General features: G+C 71.7%; 15 protein-coding genes. 9 read left to right on the top strand and 6 right to left on the bottom strand.

Annotated elements, in window-relative coordinates; translation table 11 throughout:
- Nucleotides 1–48: 48 nt before the first annotated feature.
- The 5 genes from K8Z49_RS44020 (at nt 49) to K8Z49_RS44000 (ending at nt 5,657) form a co-directional block, all read left to right on the top strand.
- On the top strand, nt 49–771 hold the full coding sequence (locus tag K8Z49_RS44020) for an amino acid ABC transporter ATP-binding protein (RefSeq protein ID WP_033330668.1): 723 nt from the start codon (nt 49–51) through the stop codon (nt 769–771).
- Nucleotides 772–810: 39 nt separating this feature from the next.
- Nucleotides 811–1,680: a glutamate ABC transporter substrate-binding protein gene (locus tag K8Z49_RS44015; RefSeq protein ID WP_024934622.1), complete on the top strand. Its 870-nt coding sequence runs from the start codon at nt 811–813 to the stop codon at nt 1,678–1,680.
- 107 nt (nt 1,681–1,787) lie between these two features.
- Nucleotides 1,788–2,471 (top strand): amino acid ABC transporter permease, encoded by a 684-nt coding sequence (locus K8Z49_RS44010; protein WP_021592971.1) that lies wholly within the window; start codon nt 1,788–1,790, stop codon nt 2,469–2,471.
- Nucleotides 2,468–3,460: an amino acid ABC transporter permease gene (locus tag K8Z49_RS44005; protein WP_021592970.1), complete on the top strand. Its 993-nt coding sequence runs from the start codon at nt 2,468–2,470 to the stop codon at nt 3,458–3,460. The genes K8Z49_RS44010 and K8Z49_RS44005 overlap by 4 nt, the downstream gene beginning before the upstream one ends.
- A gap of 193 nt (nt 3,461–3,653) precedes the next feature.
- A complete protein-coding gene (locus K8Z49_RS44000) occupies nt 3,654–5,657 on the top strand; it encodes a prolyl oligopeptidase family serine peptidase (protein WP_024934623.1) in 2,004 nt (667 codons plus the stop codon).
- 4 nt (nt 5,658–5,661) lie between these two features.
- Here the strand turns inward: K8Z49_RS44000 and K8Z49_RS43995 are convergent, their stop codons facing one another.
- The 4 genes from K8Z49_RS43995 to recA all read right to left on the bottom strand — a co-directional run bounded on the left by K8Z49_RS43995 (nt 5,662) and on the right by recA (nt 11,211).
- Nucleotides 5,662–6,897, bottom strand: coding sequence for a glycerophosphodiester phosphodiesterase family protein (locus tag K8Z49_RS43995; RefSeq protein WP_412516920.1), 1,236 nt, complete (start codon nt 6,895–6,897; stop codon nt 5,662–5,664).
- Nucleotides 6,898–6,974: 77 nt separating this feature from the next.
- Nucleotides 6,975–8,546, bottom strand: a complete 1,572-nt coding sequence (rny, locus tag K8Z49_RS43990; protein WP_412516919.1) for a ribonuclease Y — start codon at nt 8,544–8,546, stop codon at nt 6,975–6,977.
- Nucleotides 8,547–8,969: 423 nt separating this feature from the next.
- On the bottom strand, nt 8,970–9,548 hold the full coding sequence (recX, locus tag K8Z49_RS43985; protein WP_021592966.1) for a recombination regulator RecX: 579 nt from the start codon (nt 9,546–9,548) through the stop codon (nt 8,970–8,972).
- A 544-nt stretch (nt 9,549–10,092) separates the two neighbouring features.
- The gene (gene recA / locus K8Z49_RS43980; protein WP_075019707.1) at nt 10,093–11,211 is read right to left on the bottom strand and encodes a recombinase RecA; all 1,119 of its coding nucleotides are present in this window, start codon (nt 11,209–11,211) and stop codon (nt 10,093–10,095) included.
- Between the two features lie 242 nt (nt 11,212–11,453).
- On the opposite strand from recA, the gene K8Z49_RS43975 reads away from it, so the two are divergent.
- The 3 genes from K8Z49_RS43975 to K8Z49_RS43965 all read left to right on the top strand — a co-directional run bounded on the left by K8Z49_RS43975 (nt 11,454) and on the right by K8Z49_RS43965 (nt 13,974).
- Nucleotides 11,454–12,320 carry an ATP-grasp domain-containing protein gene (locus K8Z49_RS43975; RefSeq protein WP_021592963.1) on the top strand — a complete coding sequence of 289 codons (867 nt, stop codon included), beginning with the start codon at nt 11,454–11,456 and terminating at the stop codon, nt 12,318–12,320.
- A 175-nt stretch (nt 12,321–12,495) separates the two neighbouring features.
- On the top strand, nt 12,496–12,813 hold the full coding sequence (locus tag K8Z49_RS43970; RefSeq protein ID WP_021592962.1) for a hypothetical protein: 318 nt from the start codon (nt 12,496–12,498) through the stop codon (nt 12,811–12,813).
- A gap of 3 nt (nt 12,814–12,816) precedes the next feature.
- Entirely contained in the window at nt 12,817–13,974 is a 1,158-nt protein-coding gene (locus K8Z49_RS43965; protein ID WP_021592961.1) for a glutathionylspermidine synthase family protein, read from the top strand.
- A 9-nt stretch (nt 13,975–13,983) separates the two neighbouring features.
- On the opposite strand, the gene K8Z49_RS43960 is transcribed toward K8Z49_RS43965, so the two are convergent.
- Together K8Z49_RS43960 and K8Z49_RS43955 are read right to left on the bottom strand one after the other, a co-directional pair.
- Entirely contained in the window at nt 13,984–14,178 is a 195-nt protein-coding gene (locus tag K8Z49_RS43960; RefSeq protein WP_024934625.1) for a DUF3046 domain-containing protein, read from the bottom strand.
- 9 nt (nt 14,179–14,187) lie between these two features.
- A complete protein-coding gene (locus K8Z49_RS43955; protein WP_111833017.1) occupies nt 14,188–15,465 on the bottom strand; it encodes an alpha/beta hydrolase in 1,278 nt (425 codons plus the stop codon).
- Nucleotides 15,466–15,581: 116 nt separating this feature from the next.
- Here K8Z49_RS43955 and K8Z49_RS43950 point away from each other — a divergent pair, with 116 nt between their 5' ends.
- Nucleotides 15,582–20,312, top strand: a complete 4,731-nt coding sequence (locus tag K8Z49_RS43950; RefSeq protein WP_412516918.1) for a DEAD/DEAH box helicase — start codon at nt 15,582–15,584, stop codon at nt 20,310–20,312.
- Nucleotides 20,313–20,378: the final 66 nt, after the last annotated feature.

Genomic DNA, 20,378 nt, shown 5'->3' with positions numbered 1-20,378 from the left:
GAGGACTCCACCCCGGAGCCGGGCACCGACGGTGACCGGCCCCTCGTCGTGGTCGAGCACGTCGACAAGCACTTCGGCGAGCTGCACGTCCTCAAGGACATCAACCTCACCGTGAACTCCGGTGAGGTCGTCGTGGTGATCGGCCCGTCCGGCGGCGGCAAGTCGACCCTGTGCCGGTCGATCAACCGGCTGGAGCCGATCGACGGCGGCAAGATCCTCGTGGACGGCAAGGAACTGCCCAAGGAGGGCAAGGAACTGGCGAAGCTCCGCGCCGACGTGGGCATGGTGTTCCAGTCGTTCAACCTGTTCGCCCACAAGACGATCCTGGACAACGTCATGCTCGGGCCGGTGAAGGTCCGCAAGCAGGACAAGCAGGACTCGCAGAAGCACGCGATGGAGCTGCTGGACCGGGTCGGCATCGCCAACCAGGCGAACAAGTACCCCGCGCAGCTGTCCGGCGGCCAGCAGCAGCGCGCCGCCATCGCGCGGTCCCTCGCGATGAGGCCCAAGGTGATGCTCTTCGACGAGCCGACCTCGGCGCTGGACCCGGAGATGGTGAACGAGGTCCTGGACGTCATGACGGGGCTGGCCCGCGAGGGCATGACGATGATCGTCGTCACGCACGAGATGGGCTTCGCGCGCAGGGCGGCCCAGAAGGTCGTGTTCATGGCGGACGGCCAGATCGTGGAGGAGAACACTCCCGACGAGTTCTTCACGAACGCGCGCACCGAGCGCGCGAAGGACTTCCTTTCCAAGATCCTCACGCACTGAGCCGCGGGGCTCCGGCAGAGAGCAGAGGTAGGACCAGAAATGCGAGTACGTCGTTTCGGCGCCCTGATCGGGGCGGGGATGGCGCTGTCACTGGCGCTCAGCGCGTGCGGCAGCGACACCGAGAAGACCGAGGCCAAGACGGTCGTCCAGAAGGCCAAGGACGACAAGAAGCTGACCATCGGCATCAAGTTCGACCAGCCGGCGCTCGGGCTGAAGAAGCCCGACGGCACCTTCGACGGCTTCGACGTCGACGTCGCCAAGTACATCGCCAAGTCGCTGGGCGTTCCCGAGAGCGGCATCACCTTCAAGGAGACCACCTCCGCCAACCGCGAGTCGTTCCTCGGCGGCGGCCAGGTCGACCTGGTGATCGCCACCTACTCCATCACCGACGCGCGCAAGCAGCAGGTGACCTTCGGCGGGCCGTACTACGTCGCCCACCAGGACACGATGGTCCGGACCGACGACAACGCCATCAAGAAGGCCCAGGACCTCAAGGGCAAGAAGCTGTGCAAGGCCGCCGGGTCCAACTCCTTCCGCCGCGTCACCGAGGGCCCGCCGGACGGCAAGCTCAACATCAAGGGCGTCACGCTGGTCGACGCGAGCAGCTACTCCGAGTGCGTGAGCAAGCTGAAGTCCAAGGCGCTGGACGCGGTCAGCACCGACGACCTGATCCTCGCCGGGTTCGCCAACCAGCAGAAGGGCTCCTTCAAGGTCATCAACGACCCCTTCACCGACGAGAAGTACGGCGTCGGCCTGAAGAAGGGCGACACCGAGACCTGCGAGGCCGTCAACAAGGCCATCACCACGATGTACTCCGACGGCACCGCCAAGACCCTGCTGGAGAAGCACTTCGCCGGCACCGGGCTGAAGCTCGTCACGACCGTCCCGCAGATGGAAGGCTGCGCCTGATCCCAGGCCGCGCATGACGCCCGTCACGCCGGTGCGTCCCCCCGCACGACCCGGGGGCGCACCGGCATGGCCTGACCCCTGCTGGAACGCCATGAAACAGCTGAGCAATGTTTGACTTCAGCCCGTTCTTCGACAACTTCAACGAGATCATGCAGGGCTTCTGGGCGACCATCCGCCTCGCGGCGGCGGCCGCGGTGCTCTCGCTGATCATCGGAACGCTGCTGGCGAGCTTCCGCGTCGCGCCCGTCCCCGTGCTGCGCGCCTTCGGCACGGGCTACGTCAACGTCGTGCGGAACACGCCGCTGACCCTGGTGCTGCTCATGTGCAGCCTGGGCCTCAACGACATCCTGGCGCTGAAGTTCTCCGAGAACTCCTCGACCACCTACTACTGGTGGGCGGTCCTCGGCCTCTCCGCCTACACCGGGGCCTTCGTCTGCGAGACCCTCCGCTCCGGGATCAACACCGTCCCGTTGGGGCAGGCCGAGGCGGCGCGCTCGATCGGGCTGACCTTCACCCAGTCGCTACGGGTGATCATCCTGCCGCAGGCCTTCCGCGCGATCATCGCCCCGCTGGGCAGCGTGTTCATCGCGATGATCAAGAACACGACGGTGGCGGCCGCGGCGAGCTACGCGGAGGTGGCGCTGGTCACCAAGACCATCGTCGACAAGCCCACGTTCGCCAACGGGGTGATCCCGCTGTTCCTCGGCGTGGCCATCGGGTTCCTGATCCTCACCCTCCCGACCGGCTACTTCTTCGGCTGGCTGGCTAAGCGGATGGCGGTGGCGCGGTGAGCAAGGAAGCGACCGTACTCTTCGACATTCCCGGGCCGCGGGCGCGCGCCCGGAACACGGCGCTGACCGCCATCGTGTCCGTGGTGCTCGTCGCGATCTTCGCCGCCCTCGTCTGGCGGCTGAACGACAAGGGCCAGTTCGAGAGCAAGCTGTGGACGCCGTTCACCGAGTGGACGGTCTGGCGGCACCTGCTCCTGCCCGGCCTGATGAACACGCTGAAGGCCGCCGCGGTGGCCACCGTGCTGGCGCTGCTGTTCGGCGTCGTCTTCGGGCTGGCGCGGCTGTCGGACCACTGGTGGATCCGGGTGCCGGCCGGGGCCGTCGTCGAGTTCTTCCGCGGCATCCCGCTGCTGATCCTGATCTTCCTGGCGTTCTTCGTCCCGAACAAGATCAGCCCGACCATCGCCGAGTCGCCGTTCGGGCAGCTCCAGCGCATGTCGGTGGACTACTTCTTCTCGATCTTCGGGGTGGAGAGCAACGCCGGGACGGTCACCGTGCCCGCGTTCGCCGCGGTGGTGTTCGGCCTGACGATGTACAACGGCTCGGTGCTCGCCGAGGTGGTGCGCGCCGGCGTCCTGTCGATCCCGAAGGGGCAGTCGGAGGCCGCCTACTCCATCGGGCTCCGCAAGAACGGCGTGATGCGCCTCGTCCTGCTGCCGCAGGCGATCACGGTGATGATGCCGGCGATCGTGAGCCAGATCGTCGTCCTGCTCAAGGACACCGCGCTCGGGTTCATCATCGCCTACGGCGAGTTCCTGCAGGCGGGCTTCAAGCAGGTCCCCGCCAACTACAGCAACAACGTCCTGCAGGCCGGCATCATCGTCGCGATCATCTACATCGCGATCAACATGTCGCTGAGCCGGGTGGCGACGTGGCTGGAGGCGCGCAGCCGCCGCAGCCGCAAGACCGAGGCCAAGACGATGGGCACGGCCGGCCCGCCGCCGGCGGCCGGCGTCGGGGTCGCCGATCAGGGCGTCCCGTCGGTCTGACGGTTCGCTCGTCCGGGAGGGCGCCGCCGGCTCCGGCGGCGCCCTTCGCTGTCACGGCGGGCCGGTGCGCGGGCGGGCCGGAGCCGCGCAGCCGTGTTACCGGCGGGTTTCCGTCCGGCGGCCTTGTATCTTTCCGACGTCAAACGGCCCGTCATGGCCCCAACCGATACCCGTATGCGGGACGATTCCTGTTATGACCGCTCGTGCGACCCTCCCCTACGGCTCATGGCCTTCACCCATCTCTGCGGCCGATGTCGCCCGCGCCCGGCTGCGCCTCAGTTTTCCCACCGTCGCGGGCGATGACGTGTGGTGGCAGGAGACCCGGCCCGAGGAGGGCGGGCGGACCACGGTCATCCACCTGAAGGGCGGTCGCCGGACGGAGCTGCTGCAGGCGCCCTGGGACGCCCGCACCCGCGTCCACGAGTACGGCGGACGGTCGTACCTGCCGGTCCGCACCGGCGACGGCTGGTCGATCGTGTTCTCCAACTACGACGACCAGCGGCTCCACCGGCTCGACGAGGGCGACCCGAAGCCGTACCCGCTGACGCCCGAGCCGGCCGTCCCGGCGGGGCTCCGCTTCGCCGACTACGTGCTGTCCCCCGACGGGACGGAGATCTGGTGCGTCTGCGAGGGCCACATCGCCGCGCCGGCGCAGGAGGGCGCGGAGGCGCCCGCGGACGCCGCCGGCATCCGGCGCGCCATCGTGGCCGTCCCGCTCGACGGCACCGCCGCCACGGACGCCGGCGCGATCCGCGAGCTGGTGACCGGCGCGCAGTTCTACGCCTCCCCCGCGCCGTCCCCGGGCGGCGGGCACCTGGCGTGGGTGCAGTGGAACCACCCGCGCATGCCCTGGGACGGCACCGAGGTGCGGGCGGCGGCGATCGAGGACGGCGCCGCGGTCGCGCCCCGGACCGTCAAGGGCGGCCTCACCGAGTCGGCCGTGGCGCCGCTGTGGCGCGACGAGGAGTCCCTCTACGTGATCTCCGACTGGCCCGGCTGGTGGAACATCTACCAGGTCGGCCTGCACGGCGAGTCGCCGCAGGCGCTGTACCCGGCCGAGGAGGAGTTCACCGGGCCGCTGTGGCAGCTCGGCGGCATGCCGTACGCGCTGCTCGGCGACGGGCGCCTCGCCGTCCTGCACGGTGAGGGAGACCTGCGGCTCGGCATCTACGACACCGACACGCTCGACCTCGTCGACGTGGAGGTCCCGTACCGGAACTGGGCGACGCAGCTGTCCACCGACGGCACCACGATCGTGGGGATCGCGGGCGGGCCCGACCTGCCGACGTCGGTCGTGCGCGTCGACACCACGACCGGGCGCGTCGAGGGGCTGCGCCGCGAGATGGCCGAGCTGCCGGACGTCGCCTACCTCTCCAAGCCGCGCACCGAGCGCCTCGAAGGGCCGTTCGGCCGTCCCGTCCACGCCTACGTGTTCCCGCCGACCAACCCGGAGGCGGCAGGGCCCGAGGGCGAGCTGCCCCCGTACGTGGTGTTCGTGCACGGCGGCCCGACCGGGCGCGTCAGCACCTCGCTCGACCTGGAGCGGTCGTACTTCACCAGCCGCGGCATCGGCGTCGTCGACGTCAACTACGGCGGGTCCGCCGGCTACGGCCGCGCCTACCGGGAGCGCCTGCGCCGCCAGTGGGGGGTCGTGGACGTCGAGGACGCCGTGGCCGCCGCGCGGGCCCTCGTGGACGGCGGCATCGCCGACCCCGCGCGGCTGGCGATCCGCGGCGGCTCCGCGGGCGGCTGGACGACCCTCGCGTCCGTCACGCAGACCGACGTGTTCAAGGCGGCGACGTCCTACTTCGGAATCAGCGACCTGCAGAGCTTCGTCGAGGCGACCCACGACTTCGAGTCGCACTACCTGTTCGGCCTCATCGGCCCCCTGCCCGGCTTCGAGCGCGCCTACGAGGAGCGGTCGCCGCTCAACCGCGCCGACAGGACGGCCTGCCCGGTCCTGCTCCTGCAAGGCCTGAACGACCCGGTGGTGCCGCCGGACCAGTCCGAGCGTTTCGCCATGGCGCTGGCGGAGAAGAAGATGCCGTACGCCTACCTCACGTTCGAGGGCGAGTCGCACGGCTTCCGGAAAGCGTCCACCGTCATCCGCTGCCTGGAGGCCGAGCTGGCGTTCTACGGCCAGACCCTGGGCTTCGAGCCGCGCGGAGTGGAGCCCGTGCCCCTGACCGTCGGGTGACGGCTCAGGGGACGAGGTAGGAGTAGATGTCGATCAGTGAGTGGCCGGCGCCGAAGAACGACACGGTGTCGCCCGAGGTGTTGTTCAGGAAGCCCGCGGTCAGCCCGTTGTAGTAGGCGTCGGGACGGTTCGTCCCGGGGCCGACGTGGACGCGCAGCAGGCTGCCGGGCGGGATCACGTACCCGGCACCGATCCTCATGAGGTTGCTCCCCTGGTCGCGCAGGTGGCCGCCGCTCACGTCGATCGGCCGGGACGTGGTGTTGCGCAGCACCACGTGCTCGCTGTTCTCCGGCTGGACGTCGTCGCCGCTCGGGTTGGGGAAGACGCTGTCGACGACGACGCCGGTGGCGGCGGGGAACGGCTTCCGGCCGTCCAGGATCCGGCGCGCCGCGGCGGCGAAGTTCGTGGTGACCCAGTCGTAGCCCTGGTTCGCGGCCATCGAGACCTCGGCGGGACTGTCGACCGGGTCGCTGATCACCTTCAGTCCCCTGCGGTGCGCGCGCCCGACGTCGGCGGCGCTCGTCGCCCTCGGGTGCGCGTACACGCCGATCGTCCAGCCTTTCAGGGCGTCCAGCTCGTCGTCGGCGAGCATCCTGCCGCCGGTCAGGTAGGAGAGCTGCACCTTGGGCGCGGACGCGTGGAACTCCCTGAGCGCCGCCTGGTCCCGTGAGTGGACCTGTACCCGGTAGGCGCCCGACGGAAGCGTCCGGCCGTCGGTGAGCTTCGCGGCGTTCAGTTCCTGAGCGAGCAGCGTGGCGACGCCCGGGCTGTTGGCGGGCGACTTGAGTTCCAGGCTGAGGCCGGTCCGCTCGCCCGCGACGGACAGCAGGTCCTTCAGGGTCGGCACCCGCTGCCCCTTGAACCGAGAGTCGAACCACGAGCCGGCGTCGAGCCTCTTGATCTCGGCGAGCGTGAACTGGCCGACCCGCCAGGGTTCCCGGCCGGGGTAGACCTCCTCCACGTTGGTCGTCCTGGCGAGCGTGTCGTCGTGCAGCAGCACGATCCGGCGGTCGGACGTCAGCTGGACGTCGCCCTCCAGGACGTCGGCCCCCTCGCGGACGGCGTTGCGGTAGGAGGCGAGCGTCTCTTCGGGCGCCTGCCCCGGCGACCCGCGGTGCCCGACGACCACCGCGTGGTCCCGCCCGCCCGCATGCTCCGGCGCGGCCTGGGCGACACCGGTGAGGGCGACCGCCGCGGCCAGCACGGCCCCGCTTCCGAGGATGGCGACCTTGCGCATCATGATCCTTCCGCCGACCACCCCTTGATCATTAAGGGGGGAGGTGGCGGGGACCGGGCCCAATCGTGAACGGGCGCGGGTCAGCGGGCGAACTCGATCGCCCGCGACTCGCGGACGACGGTGACGCGGATCTGGCCCGGGTAGGTCAGCTCGTCCTCGACCTGCTTGGCGATGTCGCGGGCGATGACCTGCGCCTGGATGTCGTCGACCGCGTCGGGCTTGACCATGACGCGGATCTCCCGCCCGGCCTGCATCGCGAAGACCTTCTCCACGCCGTCGTGCTTGGCGCGGGCGATCTCCTCCAGCCGTTCGAGCCGCTTGACGTAGGCCTCCAGGGACTCCCTGCGCGCGCCGGGCCGGCTGCCGCTCACCGCGTCCGCGGCCTGGGTGAGGACGGCCTCCACCGTCCGGACCTCGACCTCGTTGTGGTGCGCCTCGATCGCGTGGACGACGTCCTCGTGCTCGCCGTAGCGGCGGGCGATCTCGGCGCCGATCAGCGCGTGGCTGCCCTCCACCTCGTGGGTGAGCGCCTTGCCGATGTCGTGCAGCAGCGTGCACCGCTTGGCGACCTCCACCGGCAGCCGCAGCTCGCTCGCCATGACGCCCGCGATGTGCGCGGACTCGATCAGGTGCTTGAGCACGTTCTGCCCGTAGGACGTCCGGTACCGCAGTTGCCCGAGCAGCGCGATCAGCTCCGGGTGCATGTCGGCGATGCCGACCTCGACCAGGGCGTCCTCGCCGGCCCGCACGCACAGCTGCTCCACGTCGCTGCGGCTGCGCTCGTAGATCTCCTCGATGCGCTGCGGGTGGATCCGGCCGTCCAGGACGAGCTTCTCCAGGGTCAGCCGCCCGACCTCGCGCCGCACCGGGTCGAAGCAGCTCAGCAGGACCGCCTCGGGCGTGTCGTCGATGATCAGGTTGACGCCGGTGGTCGTCTCGAACGCCCGGATGTTGCGGCCCTCGCGGCCGATGATGCGGCCCTTCATCTCGTCGCTCGGCAGGTGCAGCACCGACACGACCGACTCGGCCGTCTGCTCGCTCGCGACCCGCTGGATCGCCAGCGTCACGATCTTGCGGGCGCGCTTCTCGCCCTCCGCCCGCGCGCTGTTCTCGATCTCCCGGACGATCGGGATGGACTCCCGCTTGGCCTGGTTCTCGATCGCCGCGACCAGCTCGCCCTTGGCCTGCCCGGCGGTGAGGCCGGCCGCCCGCTCCAGCACCCTGCGCCGCTCCTCGGCGACGCCGTCGAGCTCCTCCTTGCGGGCCTCCAGGGCCTTCTTGGTCTCGGCGAGCCGCCCCTGCCACTCCTCCAGCCGGCGCACCTCCCCGTCCAGCCGCTGCTCCCGCTCCGCGAGGCGCGCCTCCCGGCGCTCCAGGTCCTCCCGGATGGTCCGCAGGTCGTCCCGGAGGGTCCGGCCCTCCTCGTCGAGCTCCGCGCGCGCCGCGACGGCGATCTGCTGCGCCTCGCGGTCGGCCTTCTCCAGGAGCTCCTTGGCGTCCCGCCGGGCCTGCGCCCTGATCTCGTCGGCCTCGCCGCGCGCCAGCGCGATCTCCGCGGCCGCCTTGCCGGGCATGCCGGGGCGCCGCAGGATGACGATCACGAGAGCGACCAGGGTCACCAGCAGCGCTGCACCCAGCAGGACGCTCTCCATGAGGCAGATCCTTCCTCGCCGCGGGCCCGTCCGGTTTGCGGGGCCCTGCCTAGCGAGGATTTACTCGCGCGCGGATGCACGACATCGCGGGACCGCGCGCGGCGCGCCCCCGGCGACCCGGCCGTATCCGGTCGACGATCCTGCCCTGTACGCCTCTCAGCTGCTGGAACGTGCTCGGTCGTATGGCAATCCGCAAGACGCGGAGTAACTCCTCACTGCCGTAACGGTAAGCGGCATAGAGGTAATGAGCAAGCAAACGTTGGGCATTCCGGACTAACCGAACGTCCGCGTGAGTCCTTCCTTACCGCTCCCCCTGACCATCCACACCCCCCGCGACCTGCACACCCGTCCCCCGGTCAGAGTCCGCCCCCGTCACCCCCGAGCAACCCATCCCCGCGCACGGGCGTGTCGCCCCGTCAACGATCAGTCGAGGGGCTCTTGGGGGTCGGGGACGGAGTCCAGGTCGGCGCCCTCCTCCGCCAGGGCTTCCTTGACCACCCGGTAGGAGAGGCCGGGCGGGTAGCCCTTGCGGGCGAGCATGCCCACCAGGCGGCGCATGCGCTTGGCGGGGTCGGCGCCTCGGGTTGCCCGGAGCCTGCGGGTGACGAGGGCGCGGGCGGTCTCCTCTTCCCGGGCGGGGTCGAGGGACTCGACGGCCTCGTTGACGGTGTCGTCCGCCACGCCGCGGTGGCGGAGCTCGGCGGCGAGGGCGCGCCTCGCCAGCCCGCGGCCGGTGTGGCGGGACTGCACCCAGGCCTGCGCGAACGCCTCGTCGTCGATCAGCCCGACGTCGGTGAACCTGCCGAGGACCCGTTCGGCGACGTCGTCGGGGATGTTCCTGCGGCGCAGCGCGTCCGCCAGCTGGGCCCGCGTCCGCGGGGACGCGGACAGCAGGCGCAGGCAGGCCTCCCGGGCCTTCGCCTCGGGGTCGGCCGGCGCGTCGCCTCGGCGCCCGCGCGAGTTCCCGGGCGGCGTCGAGGGACTCGACGGCGTCCCGCTCATCAACCCCCTCCTCCTCCTACGTCCACAGGTCGGTAGCCGGCACAGGTCGCGTCACCGCAGGTCGCGTCACCGCAAGGCCGGAGGCGCGGCGGCCGGAGCACGGCGGTCGGAGGCCCGGCGGCCGGAGCACGGCGGTCGGAGGCCCGGCGGCCGGAGCACGGCGGTCGGAGGCCCGGCGGTCGAAGGCGCGGCGGTCGAAGGCGTGGAGTCGGATGAACGCGACGGCGGGGACGCGTGACACGTTGCGAGGTGCCCCAAGGCTCGCGCTCGGTCTCGTGATGCGCCGCGTCGAGGCGTTGCAGGGCCCGGCGGGTGGAGCAGGGCTCCGCGGGTGGAGCAGAGCCTTGCGGGTGGAGCAGAGCCCCGCGGTGGAGCGGGGCCCGGCGGGTGGAGCGCGGCCCGCTGTGGGGGCGCGTAGGAGCGGCGGCGCCATCGGGGAAGGTCCGTGCACCGGTCGTGCGATGCCGGGTAAGGCGCCGCCGCCCTGCATACGAGATCATCGCTCACTCTTCGTCAAGAGTCACCCTTATCGGGGGATTCTTGGTCAGGAATCGCCCGGCTTTGCCTTGGCCGCCTTGCGTCCGGCGGCCTTGGCGGGGGCCGCCACGGGCGCGGCGGGGGCCTCGGGGGCGGCGTCCGGCGCGGCGGGCTCGGCCTCCTTGTCGACCTTCGGGCCGATGCCGAGCTTCTCCTTGATCTTCTTCTCGATGCCGTCGGCCATGTCGGGGTTGGCCTTGAGGAAGTTGCGGGCGTTCTCCTTGCCCTGGCCGAGCTGGTCGCCGTCGTAGGTGTACCAGGCGCCGGACTTGCGGACGAAGCCGTGCTCCACGCCGAGGTCGATCAGGCCGCCCTCGCGGCTGATGCCCTGGCCGTAGAGCAGGTCGAAGTCGGCGACGCGGAACGGCGGGGCCATCTTGTTCTTGACGACCTTGACGCGGACGCGGTTGCCGACGGCCTCGGTGCCGTCCTTGAGGGTCTCGATCCGGCGGACGTCGAGGCGGACGGAGGCGTAGAACTTCAGCGCCCGGCCTCCGGTGGTGGTCTCCGGGGAGCCGAACATGACGCCGACCTTCTCGCGGAGCTGGTTGATGAAGACGGCGGTGGTCTTGGTCTGGTTGATCGCGCCGGTGAGCTTGCGCAGGGCCTGCGACATGAGGCGGGCCTGGAGGCCGACGTGGCTGTCGCCCATCTCGCCCTCGATCTCGGCGCGCGGGACGAGCGCGGCGACGGAGTCGATGACGACGATGTCGATCGCGCCGGAGCGGATCAGCATGTCGGTGATCTCCAGGGCCTGCTCGCCGGTGTCGGGCTGGGAGACCAGCAGGGCGTCGATGTCGACGCCGAGCTTGGCGGCGTACTCGGGGTCGAGCGCGTGCTCGGCGTCGACGAAGGCGGCGATGCCGCCCAGCTTCTGCACGCTCGCCACCGCGTGCAGCGCGATGGAGGTCTTGCCGGAGCCCTCGGGGCCGTACACCTCGACGACGCGGCCGCGGGGCAGGCCGCCGATGCCGAGCGCGATGTCGAGGGAGATGGCGCCGGTGGGGATCACCTCGACGGGCGCCCGCGCCTCCTCGCCCATCCGCATGACCGATCCCTTGCCGAACTGGCGCTCGATCTGGGCGAGTGCGGTCTCGAGAGCCTTCTCCCGGTCGTTCGCTGCCATTGAGATGTCCTTCTCGGTCGTGATGTCGGCTCTCGGCCGCTGGTGCGATGTCGAGGGCGACGTTACGGCGGGCCACCGACACTTTTCGAGTCCGGCGCGAATTGTGGATAAGGCCGCCGGCCGCGACCAGCTTACCGAACATCCGTTCGATCATCGTCCGGTCCGCCGATTCGGGGTGGAATCTCCGTGCGCTTCCTGGTCCGGACCCCGTACGCTGGCGGCGTCGACGGAGGGTTCCAATCATGACGCTGACCGTCCTCTTCTGCGTCGATCCGATCCATCCCCGGCGCGTTGACCCCCATTTCGCCCGCGAGGCCGCGGCCGTGCGGGACCACTACGGCGAGATCGTCCTGGTCGACCACGACGCGCTGCGGCGCGGCGACGCCGACGACGCCGTCGAGGCGGTGCCCGCCAACCTGGGGCCCGTCTGGTACCGCGGCTGGATGGTGTCGGCGGAGGAGTACGGCGCGATGGCCGCCGCCCTGAAACAGCGCGGGACGATCCTGCTGACGCACCCGGACGACTACCGGCGCGCGCACGAGCTGCCGGGATGGCACGACACGTTCGCGGGGCTCACGCCGCACAGCGTGTGGCGTCCGCTCGGAACCGGCCAGGATCCCGGCGACCTGAACGAGCTGGGCGAGCTGGTCAAGCCGCTGCGCAGCGGCCCCGCCGTGGTGAAGGACTACGTGAAGTCGTGCAAGCACGAGTGGGAGGAGGCGTGCTACGTCCCGGACGTGAAGAACCTCTCGCGGCTGCACGACATCGCGGCGAAGATGGTCGCGCTGCGGGACGACTACCTGGCGGGCGGTCTCGTCGTGCGCGAGTTCGAGGAGTACGACGAGGGCGAGGCGCGCGTGTGGTGGGTGGACGGTGAGCCCGCGCTGGTGGGCCCGCACCCGGACAGTCCCGGCGTGGACCTCGATCCCGATCTGGACGCGGTGGCTCCGGCCGTCCGCGCCCTGGGGTGCAGGTTCATCACCACCGACCTGGCGCGCCGCGCGGACGGCGTCTGGCGCGTCGTGGAGGTCGGCGACGGCCAGGTGAGCGATCTGCCGTCGTCCGTGGACGCGATGGACCTCTACGCGCATCTCCCCGTCCCCGACTGACGCCGGCGCCGCGCCGGGATGATGCCTTTGTGGGGGATGAACCGGATCGGGATTTTCGCCGTCTAATGCTCGACGGTCCCTGACCGTCCGGTTGCCCGCCACGTGAGAAGGACGTGTTCTCTTGCCCCCACAGGAGCCCACTCGGCGGCTCAGCTCCCGCGCCGTGAAGGTGGGGATGGTGAGCGCCCTTTCGCTGACCCTCGTCGCCTGCGGTTCCGGTTCGACCACGGCGAGATGCGTGGACCGCAACGCCCCGGCCAAGGGCAAGAGCGGCTACAAGGTCGTCCCTGACGGCTACTGCGACTCCGGCGACGTCGACGATCCCTCGCCCGCGTACGGCCGGTACTTCTGGTATTACGGCGGCAAGAGCAACTCCGGTTTCGTGTCGGGCGGCAGCCGGGTCCGGCCCGACGGGAAGATCAAGTCCAGCGGCGGCCGGACGCTGAGCCGGGGCGGGTTCGGCGGCGGCGGCAGCCGGGGCGGCGGGGGCTGACCGGTGCGCAGAGTCCGTTCGACGCCGCGCGACGGCTGGGCGGAGAAGGTCGAGGCGCACGGCCTGGCCTTCCACCGCACCGCGCACCCCGAGCACCTGACGCGCCCGTACTGGGACGAGTCCGTGCACTACGTCTTCGAGATGGACGAGGTCCTGGCCCTTGAGGGCGTCGTCAACGAACTGCACCGGATGTGCCTGGACGTGGTGGAGCACGTCGTGTCCACCGGCCGCTACCACGCTCTCGGCATCCCGGACTGGGTCGCGCCGCTGATCGAGGAGTCATGGCGGCGCGGCGACCCGCACCTGTACGGGCGGTTCGACCTTCGCTACGACGGCCAAGGGCAGGCCAAGCTCCTGGAGTACAACGCCGATACGCCGACGGCCCTGGTGGAGAGCTCCGTCGTGCAGTGGTACTGGCTGCAGGACACCCATCCGGGGGACGACCAGTGGAACTCCATTCACGAGCGGCTCGTGGCCCGCTGGAAGGAGATCGTCCCCGCGGTGGACGGCGGACCGGCCCACTTCGCCTGGACGACCGGTGACGAGACCGGCGAGGAGGTCATGACGATCGCCTACATGCAGGAGACCGCCGAGGAGGCGGGTCTGCCGGGCGTGGCGATCGCCATGGAGGACATCGGGTGGGACGCCGCGAACGGACGGTTCGTGGATCTGGACGAGCGTGATATCCGGACGCTGTGCAAGCTCTACCCCTGGGAGTGGATCGTCGCGGAGCCGTTCGGGCGCAACATCCCGGGCACGTCCACGTCGTGGATCGAGCCGATCTGGAAGATGGTGCTGTCGAACAAGGCGCTCCTCGTCCTGCTCTGGGAGCTGTTCCCGGACCACCCGAATCTGCTGCCCACGTACCTGAACACGCCGTCGAACCTGACCTCCTACGTCCAGAAGCCGCTGCTCGGACGTGAGGGCGCGAGCATGCGCATCGTCACCCCGGACGGCAGTGAGCAGCGAACCCAGGGCGACTACGGGGCCGAGGGCTTCGTCTTCCAGGAGTTCTGCGCGCTGCCCGACTTCGACGGGCAGCGCCCGGTACTGGGAGCGTGGGTGGTCGCGGACGGGTCGGCAGGGATCGGTATCAGGGAGACGGCCGGGCTCATCACCGATGACACGTCATCGTTCGTTCCGCATCGCATCCCGCTGTAGCGGAACCGGCTACTGGAGCTTCGAGGGGACGTCGAAGGTGGCGACGACGGCTTGCCAGACCTTCTTGGCGGGCTCGCCGTCGGCGAGGGCCTGCTCGATGGTGCGGCCGCCCAACTCGGCCATGACGTAGTCCTTGGCCACGCTCTCGGCGTAGTGCTCGCCGAACTGCTGGTTCATCCGATCCCAGAAAACTGTGAGCCGCACACGCCCACGCTATCCGACGGACGGTTCCTCCAAGGACTGCGCGACCTCGCCCGGGACTGCGGGCCCGCTCCCCTGGCGGTACTGGCGGTGAAGGCCCGTCAGGTAACGCTCGACCCCCTCGATGACGCGGGCCGTGCGGTAGGACGGGAAGACGTCGAACGCGTGCTGGGCGCCCTTCATCTCGGCGTAGATGACGGGAGCCGCTGAGACGTCCCGTAGCCGCTCCACGAACCGGCGTGCCTCTGCCACGGGGATGAGGGAGTCGCGGCTTCCGTGGATGACGAAGAAGGGCGGCGCGTCCTCGCGGATGTAGGTCACAGGTGACGCCTTCGCGTACGCCTCCTGGTTCTCCGCGAACGGCTTCTTGACGACCATCCGCTCCATCAGGTGGGTGGCGCCCATGGGACGAGGCCAGGGCCCGGCCTCGACGAAGTTGTACACGCCGTAGAAGGGGACGGCTCCCTGGACGCTGGTGTCGGCGTCTTCGAATCCCGGCTGGAACTCGGGCACGTTGGCGCTCAGCGCCACCATCGCCGCGAGGTGACCGCCAGCCGAGCCACCGGTCACACAGAGGAAATCGGGGTCGGCGCCGTGCTCCTCGGCGTGCTCCTTGTACCAGGCGACGAAGTGTTTGAGGTCGATCAGATGCTCTGGCCACGTGGCGCGCGGGCTGAGCCGGTAGTTGACGTTGAAGCCGACCCATCCTTGGAGCGCCATGTGGTTGAGCAACGGCAGCCCCTGCTCGCGCTTGTCCCCGATCACCCAGGCGCCGCCGTGGATCTGCATGAGCCCGGGACGCGGCTCGTCGCCGTCCCGTTCTCCGGCAGGACGGAAGACGTCCAGCTTCAGGCGCAGCCGGCCGTCCTCCTGGTACACGACGTTGCGTTCGACCCGCACGCCCCTGCGCGGGATCAGGACCAGCTGAGGGACGATCAGGTGCGAGATCGGGTAGCGGGGCCCGCCTTCGGGGTCCAGTTCGAGGGGCGCGCCGCTGTCCCGCAGTGTGACGACGGTGCGGCACGACGCGGCGAGGGTCGCGGCGACGCCCGCCATGGCGAGGACCGCGAGGACGAGCCCCGTCCAGCCCGCCCAGCCGTCCAGTCCACCGAACGCGACCGCGAGCGCGATGGCCGCCGCCCAGGTGACGAGCACGTGCGGCGCCATCTCGATCGTCAGCCAGCCGCAGAAGAAGCTCGGCGCGACCAGGACCGCGCCGTGCCGGGGGGCGTGGGCGTTGGCGGCCACCAGGGCGAACAGGATCCCGAGGGAGAGCAGGAGGTAGGGCATCGGGGCTCCTCGGCGGAGGGTCGTCCCGTAGACCATGCCCCAGACAAGTGCTTGCTTACAATGTGACGCGCGCCACGCCGCCGCATTCTGTCGGACCCGCGAGGCACTATGGCGCCATGGGCGGTGACGTGCTCGAACGCTTCTCGCCGGCGACCCGCGCCTGGTTCACCGGGGCGTTCGCCGCGCCCACCCCCGCCCAGGCGGGGGCGTGGGGGTCGATCGCCGGCGGCGACGACACGCTGGTCGTCGCCCCGACCGGGTCCGGCAAGACCCTCGCGGCGTTCCTGTGGTCGCTCGACCGGCTCGCCACCGAGGCCGTCCCCGACGACCCGCTGCGCCGCTGCCGCGTCCTGTACGTGTCGCCGCTGAAGGCCCTCGCCGTCGACGTGGAGCGCAACCTGCGCGCCCCGCTGGCCGGCATCCGCCACGCGGCGCGCCGCCTCGGCCTGCCCGAGCCCGGCGTCCGGGTCGGGATGCGGTCGGGCGACACCCCGGCCGACGAGCGCCGCAGGCTGGCCACCAGACCGCCGGACATCCTGATCACCACGCCGGAGTCGCTGTTCCTGATCCTCACCTCGCGGGCGCGCGAGTCGCTGCGCGGGGTGGAGACCGTCATCGTGGACGAGGTGCACGCCGTCGCGGGCACCAAGCGCGGCGCGCACCTGGCGCTGTCCCTCGAACGGCTGGACGCGCTCCTCGAACGTCCGGCCCAGCGGATCGGCCTGTCGGCGACCGTCCGTCCCACCGACGAGGTCGCGGCGTTCCTGGGCGGCACGAAGCCGGCCGCGGTCGTCCAGCCGCGCTCCGACAAGGTCTTCGACCTCGACATCGTCGTCCCGGTGGAGGACATGGGCGAGGTCGGGCAGTTCGTGGACGACTCGGGGGCGGCCGACCCCCGCCAGCGCAGCATCTGGCCCCACGTCGAGGACCGCCTGCTCGACCTCATCCAGGCCCACCGTTCGACCCTCGTCTTCGCCAACTCCAGGCGGCTGGCCGAAAGGCTGTGCGGACGGCTGAACGAGCTCGCCTACGAACGCGCCACAGGCGAGCCGCTGCCCGAAGACCACTCTCCCGCGGCGACGATGGCCCAGGCGGGCGCGGCCAGAGGGGCGCCGCTGGAAATCGCCCGAGCGCACCATGGTTCCGTCTCCAAGGAGGAGCGGGCCGGCATCGAGAACGCCCTGAAGGAGGGCCGTCTCCCCGCGGTCGTGGCGACGTCCAGCCTGGAACTGGGCATCGACATGGGCGCGGTCGATCTGGTCGTCCAGGTGGAGTCGCCGCCGTCCGTCGCCAACGGCCTCCAGCGGGTGGGACGCGCCGGCCACCAGGTCGGCGCCGTGTCCAAGGGCGTCATCTTCCCCAAGTACCGCGGCGACCTCATCCAGACGACGGTCGTGGCCGAGCGCATGCGCGGCGGCGAGATCGAGGAGCTGCGGTACCCGCGCAACCCCCTGGACGTCCTCTCCCAGCAGATCGTCGCGATGGTCTCCATGGACGAGTGGACGGTCGACGACCTCGAATCCCTCGTCAAGCGCGCCGCCCCCTACGCCACGCTCCCCCGGTCGGCGCTGGAGGCGTCCCTCGACATGCTCGCCGGGCGCTACCCCAGCGACGAGTTCGGCGAGCTGCGCCCCCGCCTCGTCTGGGACCGCGTGACCGGCGTCCTGCGCGACCGTCCGGGCGCGCAGAGGCTCGCCGTGACCAGCGGCGGGACGATCCCCGACCGGGGTCTCTTCGGCGTCTTCCTCGTCGGGGAGAAGGCCTCGCGCGTGGGCGAGCTCGACGAGGAGATGGTCTACGAGTCGCGGGTGGGCGACGTGTTCGTCCTCGGCGCCAGCTCATGGCGCATCGAGGACATCACCCCCGACCGGGTGCTCGTCTCGCCCGCCCCCGGCCAGCCCGGCAAGCTGCCGTTCTGGCACGGCGACACCCTCGGCCGGCCCGCCGAGCTGGGCCGCGCGCTCGGCTCGTTCACCCGCGAGCTGGCGGGCCTTCCACAGGAGCGGGCACAGGAACGCGTCACCACGGCGGGCCTGGATGCCTGGGCCTCCGCCAACCTCGTCTCCTACCTCCACGAGCAGCGGGAGGCCACCGGCCACGTCCCGGACGACCGGACGATGGTCGTCGAGCGGTTCCGCGACGAGCTCGGCGACTGGCGCCTGGTCGTGCACTCTCCGCTCGGGGCGCGCGTGCACGCGCCGTGGGCGCTCGCCATAGCCGGCCGCCTCCGCGAGCGGTACGGCCTCGACGCGCAGGCCATGCACGCGGACGACGGCATCGTCATCCGCATCCCCGACATGGACGAGCCGCCCGGCCTCGACCTCGTCGCCTTCGACGCCGACGACGTCGAACGCGTCGTCGTAGACGAGCTGGGCGGTTCGGCGCTGTTCGCGGCACGGTTCCGCGAGTGCGCCGCGCGCTCGCTGCTCCTCCCCCGCCGCCGCCCCGACAAGCGCATGCCGCTCTGGCAGCAGCGCCAGCGCGCCGCGCAGCTGCTGGCCGTCGCGAGCAAGTACCCGTCCTTCCCGATCGTGCTGGAGACGATGCGCGAGTGCCTGCAGGACGTGTTCGACGTCCCCGGCTTGGTGCGGCTGATGCGCGACCTGTCGGGACGCAAGGTCCGCATGGTCGAGGTGGAGACGCCCGAGCCGTCCCCCTACGCCCGCTCCCTGCTGTTCCACTACGTCGGCGCGTTCATGTACGAGGGCGACTCACCGCTGGCCGAGCGCCGTGCCCAGGCCCTCGCGCTCGACTCGGCGCTGCTGGCCGAGCTGCTCGGCCAGGCCGATCTCCGCGAGCTGCTCGACCCCGACGCGGTCGCCGAGACCGAACGCGAGCTGCAGCGCCTCGCCGCCGACCGGCGGGCCCGTGACATGGAGGGCGTGGCCGACCTCCTCCGCGCCCTCGGCCCCCTCACCACCGCGGAGATCGCCCGCCGAACCCTCCCCGCCCGCGCCGAGGCGGAGGACGACCGAACGCCGCGACGTCCCCTCACAGATGGCACGGTTCGACCGGCCGGAGTGAACGCGCCCAGCCCGGCCGACCTGGAGCCCTCGGCCGCCGGTGCCGGCGGTAGTGCACCTGGGACGGGGGCCGCCGTGCCGGACGAGGTGGCCGTGCAGGTGGCGCGGTGGGTGGCGGAGCTGGAGGCGACGCGGCGGGCGATCCGGGTGCGGGTGGCCGGCGAGGAGCGGTGGGCGGCGATCGAGGACGCCGGGCGGCTGCGGGACGCGCTCGGCGCGCCGCTGCCCGTGGGCGTCCCGGAGGCGTTCCTCGAACCGGTCGACGATCCGCTCGGCGACCTGGTCTCCCGGTACGCACGCACCCATGGCCCCTTCCGGGCGGGCGAGCCGGCCGCGCGGTTCGGGCTGGGCGTCGCCGTGGTCGTCGAGACGCTGCGGCGGCTCGCGGCCGGGGGGCGGGTGGTCGAGGGCGAGTTCCTGCCAGTCGAGGCCGTGGCCGGGCCGTTGACGACCGAATGGTGCGACACCGGCGTGCTCCGGACGCTGCGGCGGCGCTCGCTGGCGCGGCTGCGCGCCGAGGTCGAGCCGTCCCCGCCGGAGGCGCTCGGCCGTTTCCTGCCGGTCTGGCACGGCGTATCGGGCGGATCCCGGTTGCGCGGCATCGACGCGCTCGTCCAGGCGATCGAGCAGCTGCAGGGCGCGGCGGTCCCCGCGTCCGCGCTGGAGTCGCTGATCCTGCCGTCGCGGGTGCCCGGCTACTCCGCGGCCATGCTGGACGAGCTGACGTCCGCGGGCGAGGTCGTCTGGGCCGGCCAGGGCGGGCTGCCCGGCGGCGACGGCTGGGTGGCGCTGTACCTGGCCGACACCGCGCCGCTGCTGATGCCCGAGCCCGCGGAGATCACGCTCACGCCCGTCCACCGGGCGGTCCTGGACGCGCTCGGCGACGGCGGCGCGCTGTTCTTCCGGACGCTGTCGGACCGGGTGAACCGGCAGGTCACCGCGAACGACGCCGACCTCGTCACCGCCGTGTGGGACCTCGTCTGGGCCGGGCACCTCACCAACGACACGATGGCCCCGCTGCGGGCCGCGCTCGGGTCGGGCCGCCCGACGCACCGGTCGCGGACGACGCGCCGGGGACGTCCCGTCCTGCCGTCCCGGACGGGCCCGCCCACCGTGGCGGGGCGCTGGTGGCCGCTCCCGGAGCGGGAGGGCACCCCCACCCTGCGGTCGCACGCGCTGGCCGAGGCGCTCCTGGAGCGGTACGGCATCGTCATCCGCGGCGCGGTGGCGGCCGAGCGCACGCCGGGCGGGTTCTCCGCCGTGTACCCGGTGCTGCGGGCGTTCGAGGAGTCCGGCCGGTGCCGGCGCGGCTACTTCGTCGAGGGCCTCGGCGCGGCGCAGTTCGCGCTCCCGGGGGCGGTCGACCGGCTCCGCGCGCTCCGCCCGGCCGCGGCGGCGGCCCCGGACGACATCTCCGCGCTGTGGGAGCCGGCGCCGCGCGAGCCGCAGGTCCGCGCCCTCGTCCTGGCCGCGGCCGATCCCGCCAACCCGTACGGCGCGGCCCTGCCGTGGCCGGAGCGGGACGACGAGGTCGCCAGCGGCCACAAGCCGGGCCGCAAGGCCGGCGCGCTGGTCGTGCTGGTCGAGGGCCGCCTCGTCCTCTACGTCGAGCGCGGCGGCCGGACGCTGCTGACCTGGGACGACGCCCCGGACGTCCTGCAGCCGTCGGTCGACGCGCTGGCGCTCGCGGTCCGCGAGGGGGCGCTCGGCAAGCTCACCGTCGAGCGCGCCGACGGCGCGGCGATCACCGGCTCGCCGCTGGCCGCGGCGCTGGAGTCGGCCGGCTTCCATCCGACCCCCAGGGGCCTGCGGCTGCGCTCCTGACCGCCCGGGGCGCGGAGCGCGACCGTCACGGCCACGGCGCACACCGCCACGCCCAGCAGCGACGGC

It is taken from the genome of Actinomadura madurae, assembly GCF_047130825.1.
GTDB classification, from domain to species: domain Bacteria; phylum Actinomycetota; class Actinomycetes; order Streptosporangiales; family Streptosporangiaceae; genus Spirillospora; species Spirillospora madurae.
The sequence above is the reverse complement of the archived record's forward strand: the minus strand, read 5'-3'. Positions and strand labels throughout refer to the sequence as shown.